At 58.0% G+C, this 16,795-nt stretch carries 17 protein-coding genes; 10 read left to right on the forward strand and 7 right to left on the reverse strand.

Annotation, left to right across the window (positions count from 1 at the left end; genetic code table 11):
• The first annotated feature begins 35 nt into the window (after positions 1-35).
• Genes VGR81_05480 through VGR81_05525 form a run of 10 tightly spaced genes read left to right on the forward strand, consistent with a single transcriptional unit; the run spans position 36 to position 12,904 of the window.
• Complete coding sequence (locus VGR81_05480) at positions 36-512, forward strand: NADH-quinone oxidoreductase subunit C (GenBank protein HEV2288388.1); 477 nt, start codon at positions 36-38, stop codon at positions 510-512.
• On the forward strand, positions 512-1,711 hold the full coding sequence (nuoD, locus tag VGR81_05485; protein HEV2288389.1) for an NADH dehydrogenase (quinone) subunit D: 1,200 nt from the start codon (positions 512-514) through the stop codon (positions 1,709-1,711). Before VGR81_05480 ends, nuoD begins: the two co-directional genes overlap by 1 nt.
• Positions 1,711-3,525: an NADH-quinone oxidoreductase subunit NuoF gene (gene nuoF, locus VGR81_05490; protein ID HEV2288390.1), complete on the forward strand. Its 1,815-nt coding sequence runs from the start codon at positions 1,711-1,713 to the stop codon at positions 3,523-3,525. Before nuoD ends, nuoF begins: the two co-directional genes overlap by 1 nt.
• Positions 3,526-3,555: 30 nt before the next feature.
• A complete protein-coding gene (gene nuoG / locus VGR81_05495) occupies positions 3,556-5,841 on the forward strand; it encodes an NADH-quinone oxidoreductase subunit NuoG (protein HEV2288391.1) in 2,286 nt (761 codons plus the stop codon).
• A complete protein-coding gene (gene nuoH, locus VGR81_05500) occupies positions 5,775-7,040 on the forward strand; it encodes an NADH-quinone oxidoreductase subunit NuoH (protein HEV2288392.1) in 1,266 nt (421 codons plus the stop codon). Before nuoG ends, nuoH begins: the two co-directional genes overlap by 67 nt.
• On the forward strand, positions 7,037-7,552 hold the full coding sequence (locus VGR81_05505; protein HEV2288393.1) for an NADH-quinone oxidoreductase subunit J: 516 nt from the start codon (positions 7,037-7,039) through the stop codon (positions 7,550-7,552). Before nuoH ends, VGR81_05505 begins: the two co-directional genes overlap by 4 nt.
• Before the next feature lie 2 nt (positions 7,553-7,554).
• Positions 7,555-7,857 carry an NADH-quinone oxidoreductase subunit NuoK gene (gene nuoK / locus VGR81_05510; protein ID HEV2288394.1) on the forward strand — a complete coding sequence of 101 codons (303 nt, stop codon included), beginning with the start codon at positions 7,555-7,557 and terminating at the stop codon, positions 7,855-7,857.
• A 25-nt stretch (positions 7,858-7,882) separates the two neighbouring features.
• Complete coding sequence (gene nuoL, locus VGR81_05515) at positions 7,883-9,841, forward strand: NADH-quinone oxidoreductase subunit L (protein HEV2288395.1); 1,959 nt, start codon at positions 7,883-7,885, stop codon at positions 9,839-9,841.
• Positions 9,842-9,845: 4 nt separating this feature from the next.
• Complete coding sequence (locus VGR81_05520) at positions 9,846-11,462, forward strand: NADH-quinone oxidoreductase subunit M (GenBank protein ID HEV2288396.1); 1,617 nt, start codon at positions 9,846-9,848, stop codon at positions 11,460-11,462.
• The gene (locus tag VGR81_05525; protein HEV2288397.1) at positions 11,462-12,904 is read left to right on the forward strand and encodes an NADH-quinone oxidoreductase subunit N; all 1,443 of its coding nucleotides are present in this window, start codon (positions 11,462-11,464) and stop codon (positions 12,902-12,904) included. The genes VGR81_05520 and VGR81_05525 overlap by 1 nt, the downstream gene beginning before the upstream one ends.
• A gap of 147 nt (positions 12,905-13,051) precedes the next feature.
• On the opposite strand, the gene VGR81_05530 is transcribed toward VGR81_05525, so the two are convergent.
• From VGR81_05530 to moaC, 7 genes are all read right to left on the reverse strand, one after another.
• Positions 13,052-13,375, reverse strand: coding sequence for an ATP synthase F0 subunit C (locus tag VGR81_05530; GenBank protein HEV2288398.1), 324 nt, complete (start codon positions 13,373-13,375; stop codon positions 13,052-13,054).
• Positions 13,376-13,464: 89 nt separating this feature from the next.
• A complete protein-coding gene (atpB, locus tag VGR81_05535) occupies positions 13,465-14,280 on the reverse strand; it encodes a F0F1 ATP synthase subunit A (GenBank protein ID HEV2288399.1) in 816 nt (271 codons plus the stop codon).
• A 48-nt stretch (positions 14,281-14,328) separates the two neighbouring features.
• Positions 14,329-14,748, reverse strand: a complete 420-nt coding sequence (locus tag VGR81_05540; protein ID HEV2288400.1) for an ATP synthase subunit I — start codon at positions 14,746-14,748, stop codon at positions 14,329-14,331.
• Entirely contained in the window at positions 14,738-14,980 is a 243-nt protein-coding gene (locus VGR81_05545; protein ID HEV2288401.1) for an AtpZ/AtpI family protein, read from the reverse strand. Before VGR81_05545 ends, VGR81_05540 begins: the two co-directional genes overlap by 11 nt.
• A 22-nt stretch (positions 14,981-15,002) precedes the next feature.
• Positions 15,003-15,479, reverse strand: a complete 477-nt coding sequence (locus tag VGR81_05550; protein ID HEV2288402.1) for a MogA/MoaB family molybdenum cofactor biosynthesis protein — start codon at positions 15,477-15,479, stop codon at positions 15,003-15,005.
• Between the two features lie 76 nt (positions 15,480-15,555).
• Positions 15,556-16,290, reverse strand: a complete 735-nt coding sequence (locus VGR81_05555; protein ID HEV2288403.1) for a response regulator — start codon at positions 16,288-16,290, stop codon at positions 15,556-15,558.
• On the reverse strand, positions 16,287-16,781 hold the full coding sequence (gene moaC / locus VGR81_05560) for a cyclic pyranopterin monophosphate synthase MoaC (GenBank protein HEV2288404.1): 495 nt from the start codon (positions 16,779-16,781) through the stop codon (positions 16,287-16,289). Before moaC ends, VGR81_05555 begins: the two co-directional genes overlap by 4 nt.
• Positions 16,782-16,795 lie beyond the last annotated feature (14 nt).

Genomic DNA, 16,795 nt, shown 5'->3' on the forward strand with positions numbered 1-16,795 from the left:
CGGCGGGCCGGTTCGCCGGAATCGGAATTATAAGCGTGGGAGCCGAGCAACAAGACATCCCGCTGGCAGTACGCAAACTGAAGGAACGGGACCCCAATGGGGTCGCCGAGGTAATCTCTTTTCGTGGTGAAACGACAGTCGTTTTGCCGCGAAACCGTCTGCTCAACCTCGCCGAACTGCTCAAGTCCGACCCCGAACTGGATTTTGCTTTTCTTTCAGATATGACCGCGGTAGACCGTTTCCCCATTGAGCCGCGCTTTGAAGTCAATTATCACTTGACCAGCCTGACTCATCGCCAGCGCCTGCGCCTTCAAGTGCGCGTGACCACGAAAGACGCATCTGTGCCGAGCGTCACCGGAATCTGGCCTACGGCAAACTGGCATGAGCGCGAAGTCTGGGATTTGATGGGTGTGCGCTTCGAAGGCCATCCGAATTTGACGCGCATTCTCATGCCCGACGATTGGGAAGGCCATCCGCATCGCAAGGATTATCCCGTGGAGGGTTATCGCTGATGTCGACCACTGTGCAAACCGCCAGCGGCGAAGCGAAAACGATGGTCCTCAATATGGGCCCGCAGCATCCTTCGACCCACGGCGTCCTGCGCGTGATTCTCGAGCTCGATGGCGAAATCGTGATCAAGGCCGAGCCAGTGATCGGCTATCTGCACACGGGAATCGAGAAAAACTGCGAAAAGCTCACCTATTCGCAGTGCATTCCGCTCACCGACCGTATCGACTATCTCGCGAACCTTTCGAACAATCTCGGGTATTGCCTCGCGGTCGAAAAGCTGGCGGACATCGAGGTTCCGAAGCGCGCGCAGTATATACGCGTTCTGCTAACAGAAATAACGCGCATCGCCTCACATCTGGTCTGGCTCGGGACGCATGCGATTGATTTGGGCGCGATGAGCGTCTTCCTTTATTGCTTCCGTGAGCGCGAAGAAATCCTCAAGATCCTTGAGGCGATTTCCGGCCAGCGTATGATGACGAGCTACTTTCGCATCGGTGGCTTGGCGCTCGAACCGCCGCCGGGATATCTCGATTGGATTTCCAAATTTCTCGACACTTTTCCAGGCCACTTGGCAGAATACGAAGACCTGCTGACCGAAAATCCGATTTGGAAGCTGCGCACGCAGGGCGTGGGCGTGCTCAAGCTCGATGACGCCATCGCCATGGCCGTCTCCGGACCTTCGTTGCGCGGCAGCGGCAGCGATTACGATATCCGCAAATACTTCCCGTATTCAAGCTACGAGGATTTCGACTTTAAGGTGCAAACGCAGACGGCCGGCGATGTTTACGCGCGCTATCTGGTGCGCCTCGGCGAGATGCGCGAAAGCGTGAAAATTTGCCGCCAGGCGATCCAGAAAATTCCGCCGCAGGGTCCTTTCCGCGCGGAGGTACGCGGTCTTGTGCCGCCTTCGCGCGAGGAAATGAAAACTTCGATTGAGGGCCTGATTTACCACTTCAAGATTTGGACGGAAGGCATTACTCCCGCGCCTGGCCAGGTTTATCAAGCCATCGAATCGCCGCGCGGCGAGCTTGGATTTTTCGTTTGCAGCGATGGCTCGAACCGGCCATATCGCGTGAAGGTGCGCGCACCTTCGTTCGTCAATCTGCAGGCGCTGCCCCATCTCGTGGTCGGCAAGCTGATCGCCGACGTGGTCGCGAGCATCGGCACAATCGATATCGTTCTCGGAGAAGTCGACCGCTAATGCAGTTGTCCGCTCAACTCGACGCGAAGTTTCAGCAGCTCGTCAGCCGCTATCCGGTGAAGCGTTCGGCCGTGATTCCGATGATGATGTATGCGCAGGACGAATACGGCCATCTGAGCGATGAAATCCTCGGCGAAATTGCGCAGCGCCTGGGTATGAACATGACTGAAGTGACGGAAACGCTCGCGTACTATTCGATGCTGCGGCGCAAGCCCGCGGGGAAATTCCATGTGCAGGTCTGCACGAATATCTCCTGCCAATTGCGCGGCGGGTTTGAAATCATGGCGCACGTCGAAAAGCGGCTGGGCATCGGCAATCGCCAGACGACTCCCAACGGCATTTTTTCTCTCGAAGAAGTCGAGTGCATCGGAGCCTGCTCCGGCGCGCCGGCCATGCAGGTGAATTATGATTTTTATGAAGACCTGACGCCGTCGAAGGTTGACGCCATTCTCGACCAGTTCGCCGCCGGACGGAAGCCGGCGCCGGTTCCCGTGATTTCCGGCGCGCTGCACGAACCGCATCCGGCGGAAATTCGCGTCATCAGCCAGCGTTTCGGCATCCGCGATTCCCGCACACGGAAAGTCTACGAACAGAACGAAGGCTATGCGGCGCTGAAGAAGGCGCTGAAAGAAATGACCTCCGAGCAGATCATCGACGAAGTAAAGAAGTCGAATCTGCGCGGACGCGGCGGGGCTGGCTTCCCTACGGGCATGAAATGGGCGTTCGTTCCCAAGAATTCGCCGAAGCCGAAGTACGTCGTCGCCAATGCCGATGAAAGCGAGCCGGGTACGAGCAAGGACCGTCCGCTGATGGAAATGGATCCGCATGCCTTGATCGAGGGCATGGTCATTGCCGGCAAAGCAATCGGCTCGCATCAAGGCTATATTTACGTCCGCGGGGAATATCGCTACATTTTGGACATCGTCGATGAGGCCGTCGAAGAGGCCTACAAAGCGGGCTACCTCGGCAAGAATATTCTGGGCACGGGATTTGATTTCGAAGTTTGCACGCACACCGGCGCGGGCGCCTACGAATGCGGTGAGGAAACCGCTTTGCTCGATTCGCTCGAGGGCAAGCGCGGCTACCCGCGCATCAAGCCGCCTTTCCCTGCCACGGCGGGCTTATATCAGTGCCCTACGGTCGTCAACAACGTGGAAACGCTTAGCACGGTGCCGCTGATCATCCGCAAAGGCGGCGACTGGTATTCCGCGCTGGGCGTTCCGAAGAATGGCGGCACCAGACTCTATTCGATTTCCGGGCACGTCAATAATCCTGGCATCTACGAGTTGCCGCTGGGATTCAATTTGAACCGCATCATCAACGAAGTCGCGGGTGGAATCGCCAATGGGCGAAAACTGAAAGCTGTGATTCCCGGCGGAAGTTCCTGTCCGCTGCTGTCCGCAGATGAATGCGATGTGGCCATGGACTATGATTCTGTCGCGAAAATCGGCTCGATGCTTGGCTCGGGCGGCCTTGTCGTGATTGATGATCAGACCTGCATGGTGGATGTCGCGCGCCGCATTATGCATTTCTACGCGCACGAATCCTGCGGCTGGTGCATCCCGTGTCGTGAAGGCACGGCCTGGCTGCGCAAAATGCTCGACCGCTTTCATGAGGGAGCCGGGCGGACGGAAGACATTCCACTGATCGACGAAGTCTCCGAGAACATGCTCGGCAAGACGCATTGTGCGTTAGGCGACGCAGCTGCTCTGCCGACAATGAGCATCGTGCGCAAGTGGCGCAACGAATTTGAGGATCACCTGAAGGGCAAATGTCCGTATAGGCCGGCGGATGTGCTGGCAATGTCCCACTAAGGACACGGAAAACAGGGTTTTGAAAAAGCTATGGCGGAAACGCAAACACAAACGATCTCATTCACGCTGAACGGCCAGAAGCTCACGGTGCCTAAGGGGACGCTGGTCATCGAGGCGGCCAAGCAAGCCGGCATTGAAATCCCGTCGTTCTGCTATTACCCGGGCCTTGCGCTTCAGGCCGCTTGCCGCATGTGTCTCGTGGAAGTCGAAAAACAACGCAAGATGGCGCCGGCCTGCACGCTCGTCGCTGAAGATGGCATGGTCGTCCATGCCGATACGCCCGCGGTGCACAAAGCGCGCAAAGACATGCTCGAATTCGTCCTCACGAATCATCCGCTCGATTGCCCGGTCTGCGACAAAGGCGGCGAGTGCGAATTGCAGGACATGACCTTCACCTACGGGATCGATTACAGTCGCTTCGTCGAGGAAAAGCTGCACTACCCCGAGGAGAAATGGTCGCCAATCGTTTATTACGACGCGCCACGCTGCATTCTTTGCTTCCGCTGCGTGCGCGTCTGCGACGAAGGCATGGACGTGAAAGCGCTCGGCGTGGGAGCACGCGGCGTGAAATCGGTCATTATTCCCAACGATTCCGGCCAGCTTGCCTGCGAAGAATGCGGCGCATGCATTGATATTTGCCCCGTCGGCGCGCTCACCAGCGGAACTTATCGCTATCAGACGCGGCCGTGGGAAATGAAATACTTCGGCACGACGTGCGCACATTGCTCGAATGGCTGCAAGACGACTCTTTCGATCCGCAATAACGAGATCCTGCGCGCGAACAATCGCGACCATTCGGGCGTCAATGGCGAATTTCTCTGCGCCAAGGGTCGCTTCGGACACGATTTCACGTTCCATGCCGAGCGCATCCGCCAGCCTCTGGTTCGCAAGAACGGCACGCTTGAACCAGCGAGTTGGGAAGACGCCATCGAGGAAATCGCCCGGCGGTTGAAGCAAGTGCATGATGCACACGGCGGCCCGTCCATCGGCGTCATCGGCTCAAACCATACGACCAACGAGGAGAATTACCTGCTCAATCGCTTCGCACGCGCGGCGCTGGGCACGAATCACGTCGATCACCACCGCACGGCGGATTACGTCGGCCTCGCCACGGCGCTCGGCGCGAAAGCCAAAGATTCGATGGCCACCATGGCGCAGATCGAAACTGCCGGTGCGATTGTGCTGATTGGCAATGACGCCACTCAGCAAAATCCTTTGGTCGCCTGGCAGATTCGCACCGCCGTTCGCCATCACGGCACGCGCGTTTACATCATCCACGGTGGGCCACTCAAGCTTCAGCGGCAGGCGACGAGTTTTGTCCAGGTTGCTCCAAATGCGGAAGGCAAGGCCGTCCGCTGGCTCGCTACCGGAAGCGGCGATCTCGATGCGGACACCGCGAAGAAGCTCGGCGAATTGAAAGACGCGCTCGGCAAAGAGAAAGACGTTGTCATCCTCTTCGGCACCGGAATTCGCGGCTCGGCGGTCCGCGATCTGGTGAAATTCGGCTCGAACCTCCCCGGCCAGACGCGCTATATGGCACTCGGCGATTACGCGAATTCCCGCGGCGCTGCGGACATGGGTCTTTTCCCTGACCGCTTGCCGGGCTACGCTCCACTTTCAGACTCCGCCGAACGCGCGCGCTTTGGCAAACTCTGGGGCAAGGAAATTCCTGCGAGTGCAGGAATGAATGCGCGGCAAATGATGCAGGCTGCGCTCGATGGCAAACTCAAGGCTCTTTACATCGTCGGCGCGAATCCGGTAAAAACTTTTGCCGTGAAAGCGCCCGATAAACTTTCCGGCGTTGATCTGCTTGTCGTGCAGGATATGTTCATGACCGAGACGGCGCAGCGCGCCGACGTCATTCTGCCTGCGGCGTCAACCTATGAAAAGGACGGCACGCTGACGAATACGGCCGGTGAAATCCAGATGGTGCGCCGCGCGGTCGATGCCCAGGGCCCGCGCAGCGATTTTGATTTGCTGCGGATTTTGATTCACCAGCTTGCGCAGCTTGGCTTGGGCGCGGGAATCAAGCATCGCACACCCGAAGCGGTGCTTGAGGAAATTCGGCAAAACGTCCGCGGCTATGATGTTTCCGTCGCGGGCTTGCTGACCGGCGGTTCGGAGCAAGTGACCTGCGCTCCCGCTGCGGCAGACAGCTCCTACGATGTGGCCGCGGATTTGGTTTTTTCATCGCGGGATGATTTGTTTACGAGTGGGACCCTGGGACGCTACTGTTCGAAGCTCAATTCATGCGAGGAATCCAAGGAAAAGCCGTGGAGTTCGTCACCCAGCATCCAGTCCTGGTGGTATCGTTAATTAAAATTGCCATCGCGCTTTTTGTCGTGATGACGGCGCTCGCCTATCTCACGTGGTTCGAGCGCAAGGTCGTCGCTCGCATTCAGTCGCGCTGGGGCCCCTACTGGGTTGGCCCACACGGATTGCTCCAGCCACTCGCCGATGGCGTCAAGTTCCTGTTCAAGGAAGACATTGTCCCGCCGATGGTGGACAAGGTCGCCTATGTCCTCGCGCCGTTTCTCGCGCTGGCCATCGCGCTGACCACGCTCGCCCTGATTCCCATCGGTCCGGCGACCATCAACGTTCTCGGCCAGCCGACGCAACTCGTCATTTCGCACAGCAATATCGCGCTGATTCTGCTTTTCGCCATCAGCTCCATCGGCATTTACGCCGTGGTGCTCGCCGGATGGTCATCGAACAGCAAATATCCGCTCATGGGCGGACTGCGCAGCTCCGCACAGATGATCAGCTATGAGGTTTCGCTGACGCTTTCCGTCGTCGGCGTGCTGCTTCTTGCCGGCTCGTTTGATTTTTATGACATCGTCGGCCATCAAGCCGGGCATTGGGTCCATTTCATTCCGCGCTGGGAGATCATTCCGCAATTCTTCGGGTTCATCTGTTATCTGACCGCCGCGATCGCAGAAACCAATCGCGTTCCGTTCGATTTGCCCGAGGCGGAGACGGAGCTCGTTGCTGGCTTTCACACCGAATACTCGAGCTTCAAGTTCGCCATGTTTTTCATGGCCGAATACGGAAACATGATCACGGTTTCGTGCCTGGCGACGCTGCTTTTCTTGGGCGGCTGGCTTTCTCCGTTTTCATCGAATCTTGAACCCGGGAGTTTCTGGCGCTGGCAGCTTTATCTTCCCGCTGCAGGTTTGTTCATCGGCGGCATTGCCATGATTGTCGGCGGCCTGCGCAGCGTGCAGTGGAACGCCAAGGCGGTCTTCCCCGTCCTCGGTATCGTCTGCATCGGTGCAGGCTATCTGTGCACGCTGACGGGCGCGGCGCATCCTGTCGCCGAAGTGATTCAGGGGCCATTCTGGTTCCTGACGAAGGTTTTCTTGCTTCTCTTTTTTTACGTCTGGGCGCGCGGCACGCTTCCCCGCTTCCGTTATGACCAGCTCATGTCTTTCGGCTGGAAATTTCTGCTGCCACTGTCGCTGGTGAATCTTGTGGTGACGAGCCTTGTCGTCGTGCTGCTGAGGAGCCACGGATGAGCGTGCCGCTGCTGGTGTTCATTGCTTGCGGGGCGTTCGCCATTCTCGGCGCGCTGGGGCTGATTTTTGCGCGCGAGCCGGTTCATAGCGCCTTATCGCTCATCCTGGTGATGATCGCGCTTGCTGTTCTCTATCTTTTGCTCGGCGCGGCGTTCATTGCCGCCGTACAAATTCTCGTCTATGGCGGCGCGATCATGGTCCTGTTCGTTTTTGTGATCATGCTGCTCAATGCGGGAGAAGAAGTCCGCACAAATTTGAGCCATTTGGCGCGCTGGGCCGGAATACCGCTCGCGATTTTCTTTCTCCTCGAGGTCGCCTATTCCCTGTTCCGCGAATACGGCTCTCGCGCGGCCATGGCTGGCGGAGGCAATGCCGCTGCGCCGGTTCCCGTCAGCACGACGGAGCTTTCGCTGAAGCTGTTCACCGATTTCGTGCTGCCGTTTGAATTGACGTCGATTCTGATTCTCATCGCTGTGCTTGGCGCGATTGTGCTCGCCAAGAAGGAGTCTTAGCGATGGTGCCGATTTCGTACTACATCATTTTGAGCGCTGTCCTTTTCGGCCTGGGCGTCATCGGCTTTGTTTTCAAGCGCAATATCATCACGATTTTCATGTCCATCGAGCTGATGCTCAACGCCGTAAATCTGGCCTTCGTGGCTTTCAGCCGCGAATTCAATCAACTCGATGGCCTCGTGTTTGTTTTTTTCGTGATTGTGGTGGCCGCGGCGGAGGCGGCCGTCGGTCTCGCGATTGTCATGGTCATTGCGCGCAATCGCAAGTCGCTGAACGTGGAAGACGTGAATTTATTGAAATTCTAGGTTTCGCTAAGGCGCGTTAGGAAGAATGTTCATACTCGATCATCTCTGGATCATCATGGCCCTGCCGCTGGCCGGCTCCATGCTGACGCTCCTCGCCGGTCGCCATTGGCCGAAGAAGCTCGTGAATTTGTCGAGCGTCGGCTTCCCTGTGCTGGCCTTCCTCTCGTATTGCGAACTGGCGCGTGAATTCGCGGCGCTCGCTCCGTCGCAGATTCCGTGGATCAAGGACTATTTCACGTGGATGACCGCTGGGCCTTTCCGCGTGGATTTCGCTCTGCAAGTTGACCAGCTCACCATCGTCATGCTCGGCGTCGTCACGTTTGTGGGCATGCTGATTCACATCTACTCCATCGGCTACATGGCGCACGAAGAGGGCTACTACCGATTCTTTGCCGAGATGAACCTCTTCATGTTCTTCATGCTGACGCTGGTGATGGGTGCGAACCTCGTGCTCATGTTTGTCGGCTGGGAGGGCGTTGGCCTTTGCAGCTACTTGCTGATCAGTTTCTTCTTTACGAAGAAATCCGCTGCGGATGCCGGTAAAAAAGCGTTCATCACCACGCGCATCGGCGACTTCGGTTTCACCATCGGCATTTTGATGGCGTTTTGGCTTTTCCGCGCCGTGGACTACCACACGATGTTTGCGACGGCGGCGAATATGCAGCCCGAAGGTCTGCATCAATGGGGCGCATTGACGGCCATTTGCTTGCTGCTTCTCGCCGGCGCCGTCGGCAAATCCGCGCAGCTTCCGCTCTATGTCTGGCTGCCGGATGCGATGGAAGGCCCCACGCCTGTCAGCGCCTTAATTCACGCCGCGACGATGGTGACCGCTGGCGTCTACATGGTGGCGCGCATGAATCCGCTTTTCAGCCGCGCACCGGCCGCGATGCTGGCTGTGGCCATCATTGGAGCAGCCACGGCATTTTACGCAGCGACGATTGGCCTGGCACAAAACGACATCAAAAAAGTCCTCGCCTATTCCACGATCTCGCAGCTCGGCTACATGTTCCTGGCCTGTGGCGTGGGCGCCTACGCGGCGGCCATTTTCCACTTGATGACCCACGCGTTTTTCAAGGCCCTGCTCTTCCTAGCTGCGGGCAGCGTGATTCACGCGATGGGCGGCGAACAGGACATGTGGCGCATGGGCGGCCTGCGCAAGAAAATCCCGTGGACTTACGCCACCATGCTGGCCGCGACGCTGGCCATCGCCGGCGCACCGCTTTTTGCGGGCTTTTTCAGCAAAGACGAAATTCTCTTCGACGCCTATTCCGGCCCGAACGCGAACATCATTCTCTACGCGCTCGGGCTTGCCGGCGCGCTGATCACCGCGTGCTATATGTTCCGGCTGATTTTCCTGACCTTCCACGGCAAGCCGCGCTTCGATGAGCATCACGTTCACGTACACGAATCGCCGAAGGTCATGCTCGTGCCGCTCGTGATTCTTGGCGTTCTTTCGATTGTGGGCGGCTGGTTCGCGCTTCCGGTCTATTGGGGCGGCAAGGATTATTTCAAGGGCTTCCTGGATCCAGTATTCAATTCGTCGCAGCAATTGATGTTGCAGGCACACCCGGGATGGACAGAACCGGCGCAGTCGCTTGAATTCCAGATGGCCGCCATTGCCGTAGCCGTGGCGCTGATCGGATTTTTCATCGCGTTCTATCTCTACATCATGAAGCCCGGCGCGCCGAAGAAACTGGCGCAATCCATGCGCCCGCTTTATCAGCTTCTCTCGCATAAATATTACGTTGATGAAATTTATGGCGCGCTCATCATCGGCCCGATCGTCTGGCTGTCGCGCAACGTGCTCTGGAAAATTATCGATGTTGGCCTGATTGACGGCACAGTGAACGGCGCGGCGTTCCTCTCGCGCGAGACCGGCAGCGGCCTGCGCCACTTCCAGAGCGGCAATGCGCGCAGCTATGCAACCTGGGTGGTCGTTGGTGCTGTGGCAGTCACTGTGTTCTTTGTTTGGATGGTGAGATAGCGTGATGAACCAGAGTTACTTGCTGACTGTATTGACGTTCTTCCCCTTGCTCGGGACGTTCGCGCTGCTTTTGCTCAAAGGCGACGACCACGTTTGGATCCGGCGCCTGGCTTTGGTCACGTCCGTCGTCGAGTTCATCCTTTCGCTGCTCCTCCTGCGCGGCTTCGACCTGACGACGAGCGCGTATCAATTTGCGGAATTTTACGACTGGATTCCCAGCATTCACGTTCACTATCACATGGGAATCGATGGCATTAGCCTGTTCCTCGTCCTTCTCACCACGTTCCTCACGCCGCTCGCTGTGCTCTGCTCCTGGACGAGCATCCACGAGCACGTGAAGGAATTCTTCGCCATGGTTCTGGTTCTGGAGATGGGCATGGTCGGCGTCTTCTGCTCGCTCGATCTTTTCCTCTTCTTCCTCTTTTGGGAAGTCATGCTCATTCCAATGTATTTCCTCATTGGCATCTGGGGTCACGGGCGGAAAATTTACGCCGCGCTGAAATTCATTCTGTACACGATGTTTGGCTCGATTTTGATGCTCGTCGCCATCTTGTGGCTCTATCATCTCAGCAGCGCCGCGGGAAATTCGACTTTCGATCTACCGATCATTCAGCAAATGCTGTCTTCCGGCACGATAACCCTGTCCCGCGCAGCAGAGATGCTGCTTTTCCTCGCGTTTCTGTTGGCCTTTGCGATCAAAGTGCCGCTGTTCCCGTTGCACACATGGCTGCCTGATGCTCATACGGAAGCGCCCACAGCCGGATCCGTAATTCTGGCGGGCGTTCTCCTGAAAATGGGCACGTACGGCATGCTGCGCTTCTGTCTGCCGCTTTTCCCCGAGGCGTCGCATCGCGCGGCTCCGGTTGTGGCCACGCTGGCAATCATCGGCATCATCTACGCGGCGCTCGTCGCCATGGTGCAGAAAGACCTGAAACGCCTCGTCGCTTACACTTCCGTCAGCCACTTGGGCTTTGTCGTCCTCGGCATTTTCGTCTTCAATCCGACAGCCATGGAAGGCGCGATCTACCAGATGCTGAACCACGGCGTTTCGACCGGCGTCCTCTTCCTCGTCTGCGGCATGCTCTACGACCGCCGTCACACCTACGAAATGAGCGAGTACGGCGGGCTGGCCAAGCCCATGCCGATTCTTTGCGCGTTCTTTCTTTTCGCGTGCCTTTCTTCGTTGGCGCTTCCCATGCTCAACGGTTTCGTCGGCGAATTTATGATTTTGATCGGCGTTTTTGACGCGCGCCATTTCGCGTGGGCGTCCTGGGCGGCCACCGGCGCGATCCTCTCGGCAGTGTATTTGCTATGGGCCTATCAGCGCGTGGCGCTGGAAAAAGTCACTGTGCAGAAAAACGAAAATCTGCCCGATGCTTCCGGCCGCGAACGATTGATTCTGATCGTCGCCTCGCTCGTGATTTTGTTCATGGGCATTTTCTCGCCGCTCTTCACGCATCGCATGGACGCCACCACGAATGACCTGCTCGAGCAAGTCAATGCCCGCAAAGGCTATGACGTCCAGAAGCGCCCGGCTTCTCCTGGCATTCAGCCGGCCTTGCCCAGCGCTCATCAACTGGCCATGCGCACCGTCACCTTAGAAAGGCGGACTCAGCCGTAATGTTTCCTCCGGTCCAAGATCTTTACCGGCTCGCGCCCGAAATTGTCCTTTGCGTTTTCGGCATGCTCATCATGCTCATCGATCCGTTTGTCGCCGAAGGGCGCAAGCGCTCGATGGGCTGGCTCGGCCTGGCCGGCACGGTGGCTGCGCTCATTTCACTGCGCTGGGCGTGGCAGAACGCGGGTCCGGCGTATTCCGGCTTGCTGCGCTTCGATATGTTCAGCCTGTTCGTACATTGCATCGTCATCGGCGTGGCGGCGCTGGGAATTCTCGGCTCGTTCGATTATCTGGATCGCGAAAACATTCAGCGCGGCGAATTCTACGCTTTGATTTTATTTGCCACCGCAGGCATGGGCATTCTCGCGGGTGCCAATGAACTGGTCACCGCATTCGTCGGCCTGGAAATGAGTTCGATTTCCACGTACATTCTCGCTGGCTTTCGCCGCAACGCGCTGAAATCCAACGAAGCCTCGCTGAAATATTTTCTACTCGGCTCGTTCGCCACGGCTTTTTTCTTGTACGGCATCGCGCTCACGTATGGCGCCACGCGCAGCACGCGTTTCGATGTCGTCAGCCAAGCCATCGCCGGCCACGGCGCGGGCGCTCTTCTGATTCTCGGCCTCGGTTTGATCTTCATCGGCTTGGCGTTCAAAGTGGTCGCCGCGCCTTTTCAGGTTTATGGCCCGGATGTTTATGAAGGCGCGCCCACGCCGGTCACTGCGATTCTGGCTTGCGGCCCGAAGGCCGCCGCATTCGCCGTGATGCTGCGCATCTTCTATAGCGCCTTCAGCGGCACGTCGCATATCTGGTTCTGGGCCATTTGGGTTTCTGCGGTGCTTTCAATGTGCATCGGAAATTTCGCGGCCATCGTGCAATCCAATGTGAAGCGCATGCTGGCTTATTCGTCCATCGCGCACGCGGGCTATATTCTGGTGGCGTTTGTCGCAGCCACGGAACTCGGCTCGGCTGCGGTGCTCTTCTATCTGGCGGGCTACGCTGCGATGACGCTGGGCGCATTCCTTATCGTTGCGCATATCGGCGGCGCGGGCGAGCGAAGGCTGGATGTCACGGACTACGCCGGCCTCGGCACAAAGCAGCCTTGGGTCGCTGCGTGCTTCTCGCTGTTCTTGCTTTCGCTGCTTGGATTGCCGGCGACTGCCGGCTTCCTCGGCAAGTTCTACGCTTTCTCTGCAGCTCTCGATAGCCGCGTCGTTTGGTTGGTAATCATCGCCGGCCTCAATAGCGTGGTGGGCGGGTATTACTATCTCAAGGTCATCGTCGCCATGTACTTTTGGGAGCCTAACAAGGAATTTTCTCCCGTCCCTGTGCGGATGCCCATGTTCATCGCTCTGCTGCTGGCGTCTCTCGGCACGCTTTATCTCGGCATCCTGCCCAATCGCGTCATGGAGTGGGCTCTCGCCTCCGCGCGCTCACTGCACTAAGCGACGCAGCTAGCTTCTTCAGCCAGTTCTTTTTTGCCACCGATTCATTCGCGAACGAAATTCGTCCGCAAACAAAAAGTCCGGAAGCCTGCGCTGGCAAGCTTCCGGGCCTTGGAATTTCTGCTATGGGACTGCCCTTTATCCGAACTACTTGATAAGAACGATGACCAGCGCGTAGAGCGTCAGCGACTCGATGAGCGCCACGCCGATCAGGAACGCGATGCGGATGGGACCGCTCGCTCCCGGATTCCGCGCCGTACCCTCGCACGCCGCCGCCGTGGCTTTTCCCTGGCCCATGCCGCAACCCGCCGCCGCGATGCCCAGTCCAATTGCCGCCGCCACGTCCACCCAGTCGATTCCCTTGCTCACTGCTTCGCCTGCTGTTTGCGCAAACGTCGCCGGTGCGGCAACCAGCGCGGCCACAAATGCCGTCGTCAGCGCCAGCAAAAACCATACCGCTTTCTTCGTCATTCTTTTCTCCTCATCTATGAATTGGCCGTCAGGAGGTGGTTCCCGGACACCGAGCAGCCGGGCTCACGCTGGCAGCGCATCATGCCGGATTAGTGTTCTTCCGATACCGCCAGGCCCAGATAGACAATCGCAAGGACCGTAAAAATAAATGCCTGCAAAACAGCTTCAAAAACGTGAAAGATAATCAGCGCGAATGGAATGCCCACAGGCACAATTCCGGAAATGTAGCCCGCCGGATTCCAATGTCCTAAAAAGAGGAACAGAGCCACGGTCAATCCAAGGAAAGCGACATAAATCAGTTCGCCGACCATCATGTTGGCCCAAAGTCGAACCGTCAGCGATAGCATACGCGCGAAATGGCTGAACGTTTCAATGATAACCATGAGCGGAGATAGCGGCTTCACAGGCCCCATTAGCGTCTTGCCGTAACCGATGGCTCCATGATGGCGGAATCCGAAATAATTGTAATAAAGGAATACAACCACCGACAGTCCCAGGGGGACAGTCACCTCCGCGGTCGGCGACATAAAACCGGGAATCACCGCAGCCAAATTGCAAATCAGAATGAACATGCCGATGGCCCCGAGCAGCGGAAGATGTCGCTCAGCGCCGTGTCCGACGATGTCATCCACCAAATCCTTCACGCCCACGCCCATCGGGTTTGTAACGAAAAATTCCATGCACTGTTGCGTGTCGCCGGGGGCTTCCACCGAAAGCCGCGCCCTGAGCCAGAGGAAAAAAACGATGGCAAACAAAAATACAATCAGCTCCATCGCAAAAAAATTCGGAATCGGATATTCCGTGCTGGCGGGATGGATATGCAACAACGCGAAGAGCGCCAGCGCCGGCTTGGCCAGCGCCCAGTTTACGAGCTTCGTTACACCTAAGACCTGCTCCTCGCCCATGAATCTCCTAAGGCCGCTACCACAGGGAATTTACTTCGCCAGCCGCAATCAGAGCGCGTTCCAGCGATGATCGCCGTGCGCCAGTTCATACAGCAGCTCAATCACAATCGCCGGCACCACTGCGACGGCGCCGCACAGAAACGCAATGACCGGCAACCGCAACCAAGCAAGAATAACATACGCAGTAACCAGCAGCAATACGAGCCGCCCGAAGAATTTCGCGTGAACGCTCCGCGGGACGCGCACGTGCTCCGCTCCAGCCTGCGCGATTCCCAGTTGCATCAGCGCCGCCGCACCCTGTCGGAGCCAACGATAATTCACCCAGCACAGTGCTGTGCCGGTCGCCACCGACGCGCCCGCGCGCACTCCCCAGCCCGCTACCCCGCCGAGCGTCATCAGTCCTCCGAGGATGAGGATCAAGCGCCCGATACGCTGCTCAATCGCCAGGGATTTCGCCTCATCCTCCATTTTTCTTTTCCGCGGCGCTCGCCAGTTTCAGCACCTCGCGCAATCCGACGCCGAATCCCAAAAACCCCATAACGATCATGAAAATGAATTTCGTGTGCAGCCAGTAATCCAGCAAATAGCCGATCCCGCCTCCGGCAAAAACAGGCACGACAAGCGCGAAAGGAATCTGCATCGCGATAGCGAATTGCTTTGCGGCATTGCCAACCCCTTTGCCGCGCGAATCGGGATCCATCACTTAGTTCTCGCCACCGGATCTAGTCATGCCGCGCGCCATGCAGCACGGATATCGCATGTGGAATCAAATCGGCGATAGCGTCAAGCGATTCCGCTGCACCGCGCGGACTACCCGGCAAATTCACAATCAGCGTCGCGCCGCGAATCCCCGCAATCGAACGCGAAAGCAGCGCACGAGCCGTTTTCTCGTGGCCCGCTTGCCGCATCCGTTCGGCCAGCCCCGGCACTTGCCGGCTGACGACGCTCACCGTGGCCTCTGGCGTCACGTCTCGCGGGCCAAGTCCTGTCCCGCCCGTCGTCAGGATCAAATCCGTTTTTCCGGAATCGGCCAGGGCTATAAGCTGGCCGCGAATCTGCGCCTCTTCGTCCGCCACGAGAGCCGTCGAAACCACTTCCCATCCCGCCTCGCGGCAGCGCTCCGCCACCGCCTTGCCGGAACCGTCTTCGCGATGTCCCGCAACCACCGAATCGCTGATTGTGATAATGGAAACGCGCATTTGGATGTTGCGCCGGATTACCCGTGATGACCCGCGCGATCCGGGCCGCAAAGAATTGTGTGCCCGCCGTAATTCGCTATCCTTGCGGAAGCTCCTGCTGGCTCTCGTCCATCAGGCGCAACGCCTCCATCAGCAAGCCGGTCGTCGATCGCTCGATGGTCGTTCGCGATGGCGAAACGCTGAAATCAATTTCGAATTCTCCGGCCGGCCACCGCACTGCTTCATAAACCGCCGGCTCGCCCTCGAGGGCGCCCATCTTGGCGTCCTGGCACTGGCCGGACGCAAAATAAATCTCGCAAGTATTCCCGCCGCTGCGGACGTTAAGCTTGCAGGTCTTCTGCCCCATTTCGATGGACTGCATCAGGTCGAGCATGCTCATTTCTTCCAGACGGCCTTGGATCACGCCCGGCCGCGCAGAAGATTTCTGCAGTTTTTCCAGCTGCAGCCGGTCAATGACCTTTTTCGCCCTTCGCACCAATTCGCCTATGAAAAAAGGCTTGATGATGAAGTCTTCCACGCCGTCCACCAGCGGCCGCAGCTTCTCCTCGATGTCGCTGCGATTGGCCAGGAAAATGAAGGAAATCGGCTTCGACGCGAAGCGCGCACGCAGCTTCTCGTAAAGCTGCCGCCCGTCGGACCCCGGCATGCGGTAATCGCAAATCACCATGTCAGGAGCTTCGTCAACGATCTTCATCAGCGCGTCGGCGCCGTCCGCTGCGGCCTGCACGTCGCAATGCCCTTCCAGCCCTTTGGCCATCAGCTCGAGCACGAGCGGATTGTCGTCAACGACGAGAACTCGAACGCCTTTCATGATCGTCCGCGTGCGGAGCCGGGCCTCACGTAGTGGCCGCTCCGGCCTCCCGCCTTCTCCATGAGATAAATTTCCGAAATTTCCATCGCGCGGTCCAAGGCCTTGCACATGTCGTAAATCGTCAGCGCCGCCACGGTCGTTGCCGTCAGCGCCTCCATCTCCACGCCCGTGGGACCCGTCGCCGTCACGCGCGACACGATCTCGATTCCATTCTGACACAGCTTGGCGGCAACATCTATGTGCGTTAGCAAGAGCGGGTGACAAAGAGGAATCAGCTCCGAAGTGCGCTTCGCCGCAGCGATTCCCGCGATTCGCGCGATTTCCAGCGGATTCCCTTTCGGGGTATTCATTTTGCGCACTTTCGCCAGCGCGCCCGCCGCAATGCGCACAAACCCTCGCGCTACGGCCGTGCGCTCCGTGGCGTTTTTTGCGGTCACGTCCACCATGCGAACTCGGCCGCGCGAATCGAAATGCGACAGCGAGCGCTTCATCGTTCTCTTTCCAT

This window comes from Candidatus Acidiferrales bacterium, from assembly GCA_035934015.1.
Lineage (GTDB): Bacteria > Acidobacteriota > Terriglobia > Acidiferrales > UBA7541 > DAHUXN01.

Excerpts from the sequence above, each read along its gene's own strand:
- nuoL (HEV2288395.1), top strand. The coding sequence starts at position 7,883 with ATGTTCATACTCGATCATCTCTGGATCATCATGGCCCTGCCGCTGGCC.
- VGR81_05505 (HEV2288393.1), top strand. The coding sequence starts at position 7,037 with ATGAGCGTGCCGCTGCTGGTGTTCATTGCTTGCGGGGCGTTCGCCATT.
- VGR81_05540 (HEV2288400.1), bottom strand. The coding sequence starts at position 14,748 with ATGGAGGATGAGGCGAAATCCCTGGCGATTGAGCAGCGTATCGGGCGC.
- nuoH (HEV2288392.1), top strand. The coding sequence starts at position 5,775 with ATGCGAGGAATCCAAGGAAAAGCCGTGGAGTTCGTCACCCAGCATCCA.
- VGR81_05555 (HEV2288403.1), bottom strand. The coding sequence starts at position 16,290 with ATGAAAGGCGTTCGAGTTCTCGTCGTTGACGACAATCCGCTCGTGCTC.
- VGR81_05545 (HEV2288401.1), bottom strand. The coding sequence starts at position 14,980 with ATGGATCCCGATTCGCGCGGCAAAGGGGTTGGCAATGCCGCAAAGCAA.
- nuoD (HEV2288389.1), top strand. The coding sequence starts at position 512 with ATGTCGACCACTGTGCAAACCGCCAGCGGCGAAGCGAAAACGATGGTC.
- nuoF (HEV2288390.1), top strand. The coding sequence starts at position 1,711 with ATGCAGTTGTCCGCTCAACTCGACGCGAAGTTTCAGCAGCTCGTCAGC.
- VGR81_05530 (HEV2288398.1), bottom strand. The coding sequence starts at position 13,375 with ATGACGAAGAAAGCGGTATGGTTTTTGCTGGCGCTGACGACGGCATTT.
- nuoK (HEV2288394.1), top strand. The coding sequence starts at position 7,555 with ATGGTGCCGATTTCGTACTACATCATTTTGAGCGCTGTCCTTTTCGGC.
- nuoG (HEV2288391.1), top strand. The coding sequence starts at position 3,556 with ATGGCGGAAACGCAAACACAAACGATCTCATTCACGCTGAACGGCCAG.
- VGR81_05520 (HEV2288396.1), top strand. The coding sequence starts at position 9,846 with ATGAACCAGAGTTACTTGCTGACTGTATTGACGTTCTTCCCCTTGCTC.
- VGR81_05525 (HEV2288397.1), top strand. The coding sequence starts at position 11,462 with ATGTTTCCTCCGGTCCAAGATCTTTACCGGCTCGCGCCCGAAATTGTC.
- VGR81_05550 (HEV2288402.1), bottom strand. The coding sequence starts at position 15,479 with ATGCGCGTTTCCATTATCACAATCAGCGATTCGGTGGTTGCGGGACAT.
- moaC (HEV2288404.1), bottom strand. The coding sequence starts at position 16,781 with ATGAAGCGCTCGCTGTCGCATTTCGATTCGCGCGGCCGAGTTCGCATG.
- atpB (HEV2288399.1), bottom strand. The coding sequence starts at position 14,280 with ATGGGCGAGGAGCAGGTCTTAGGTGTAACGAAGCTCGTAAACTGGGCG.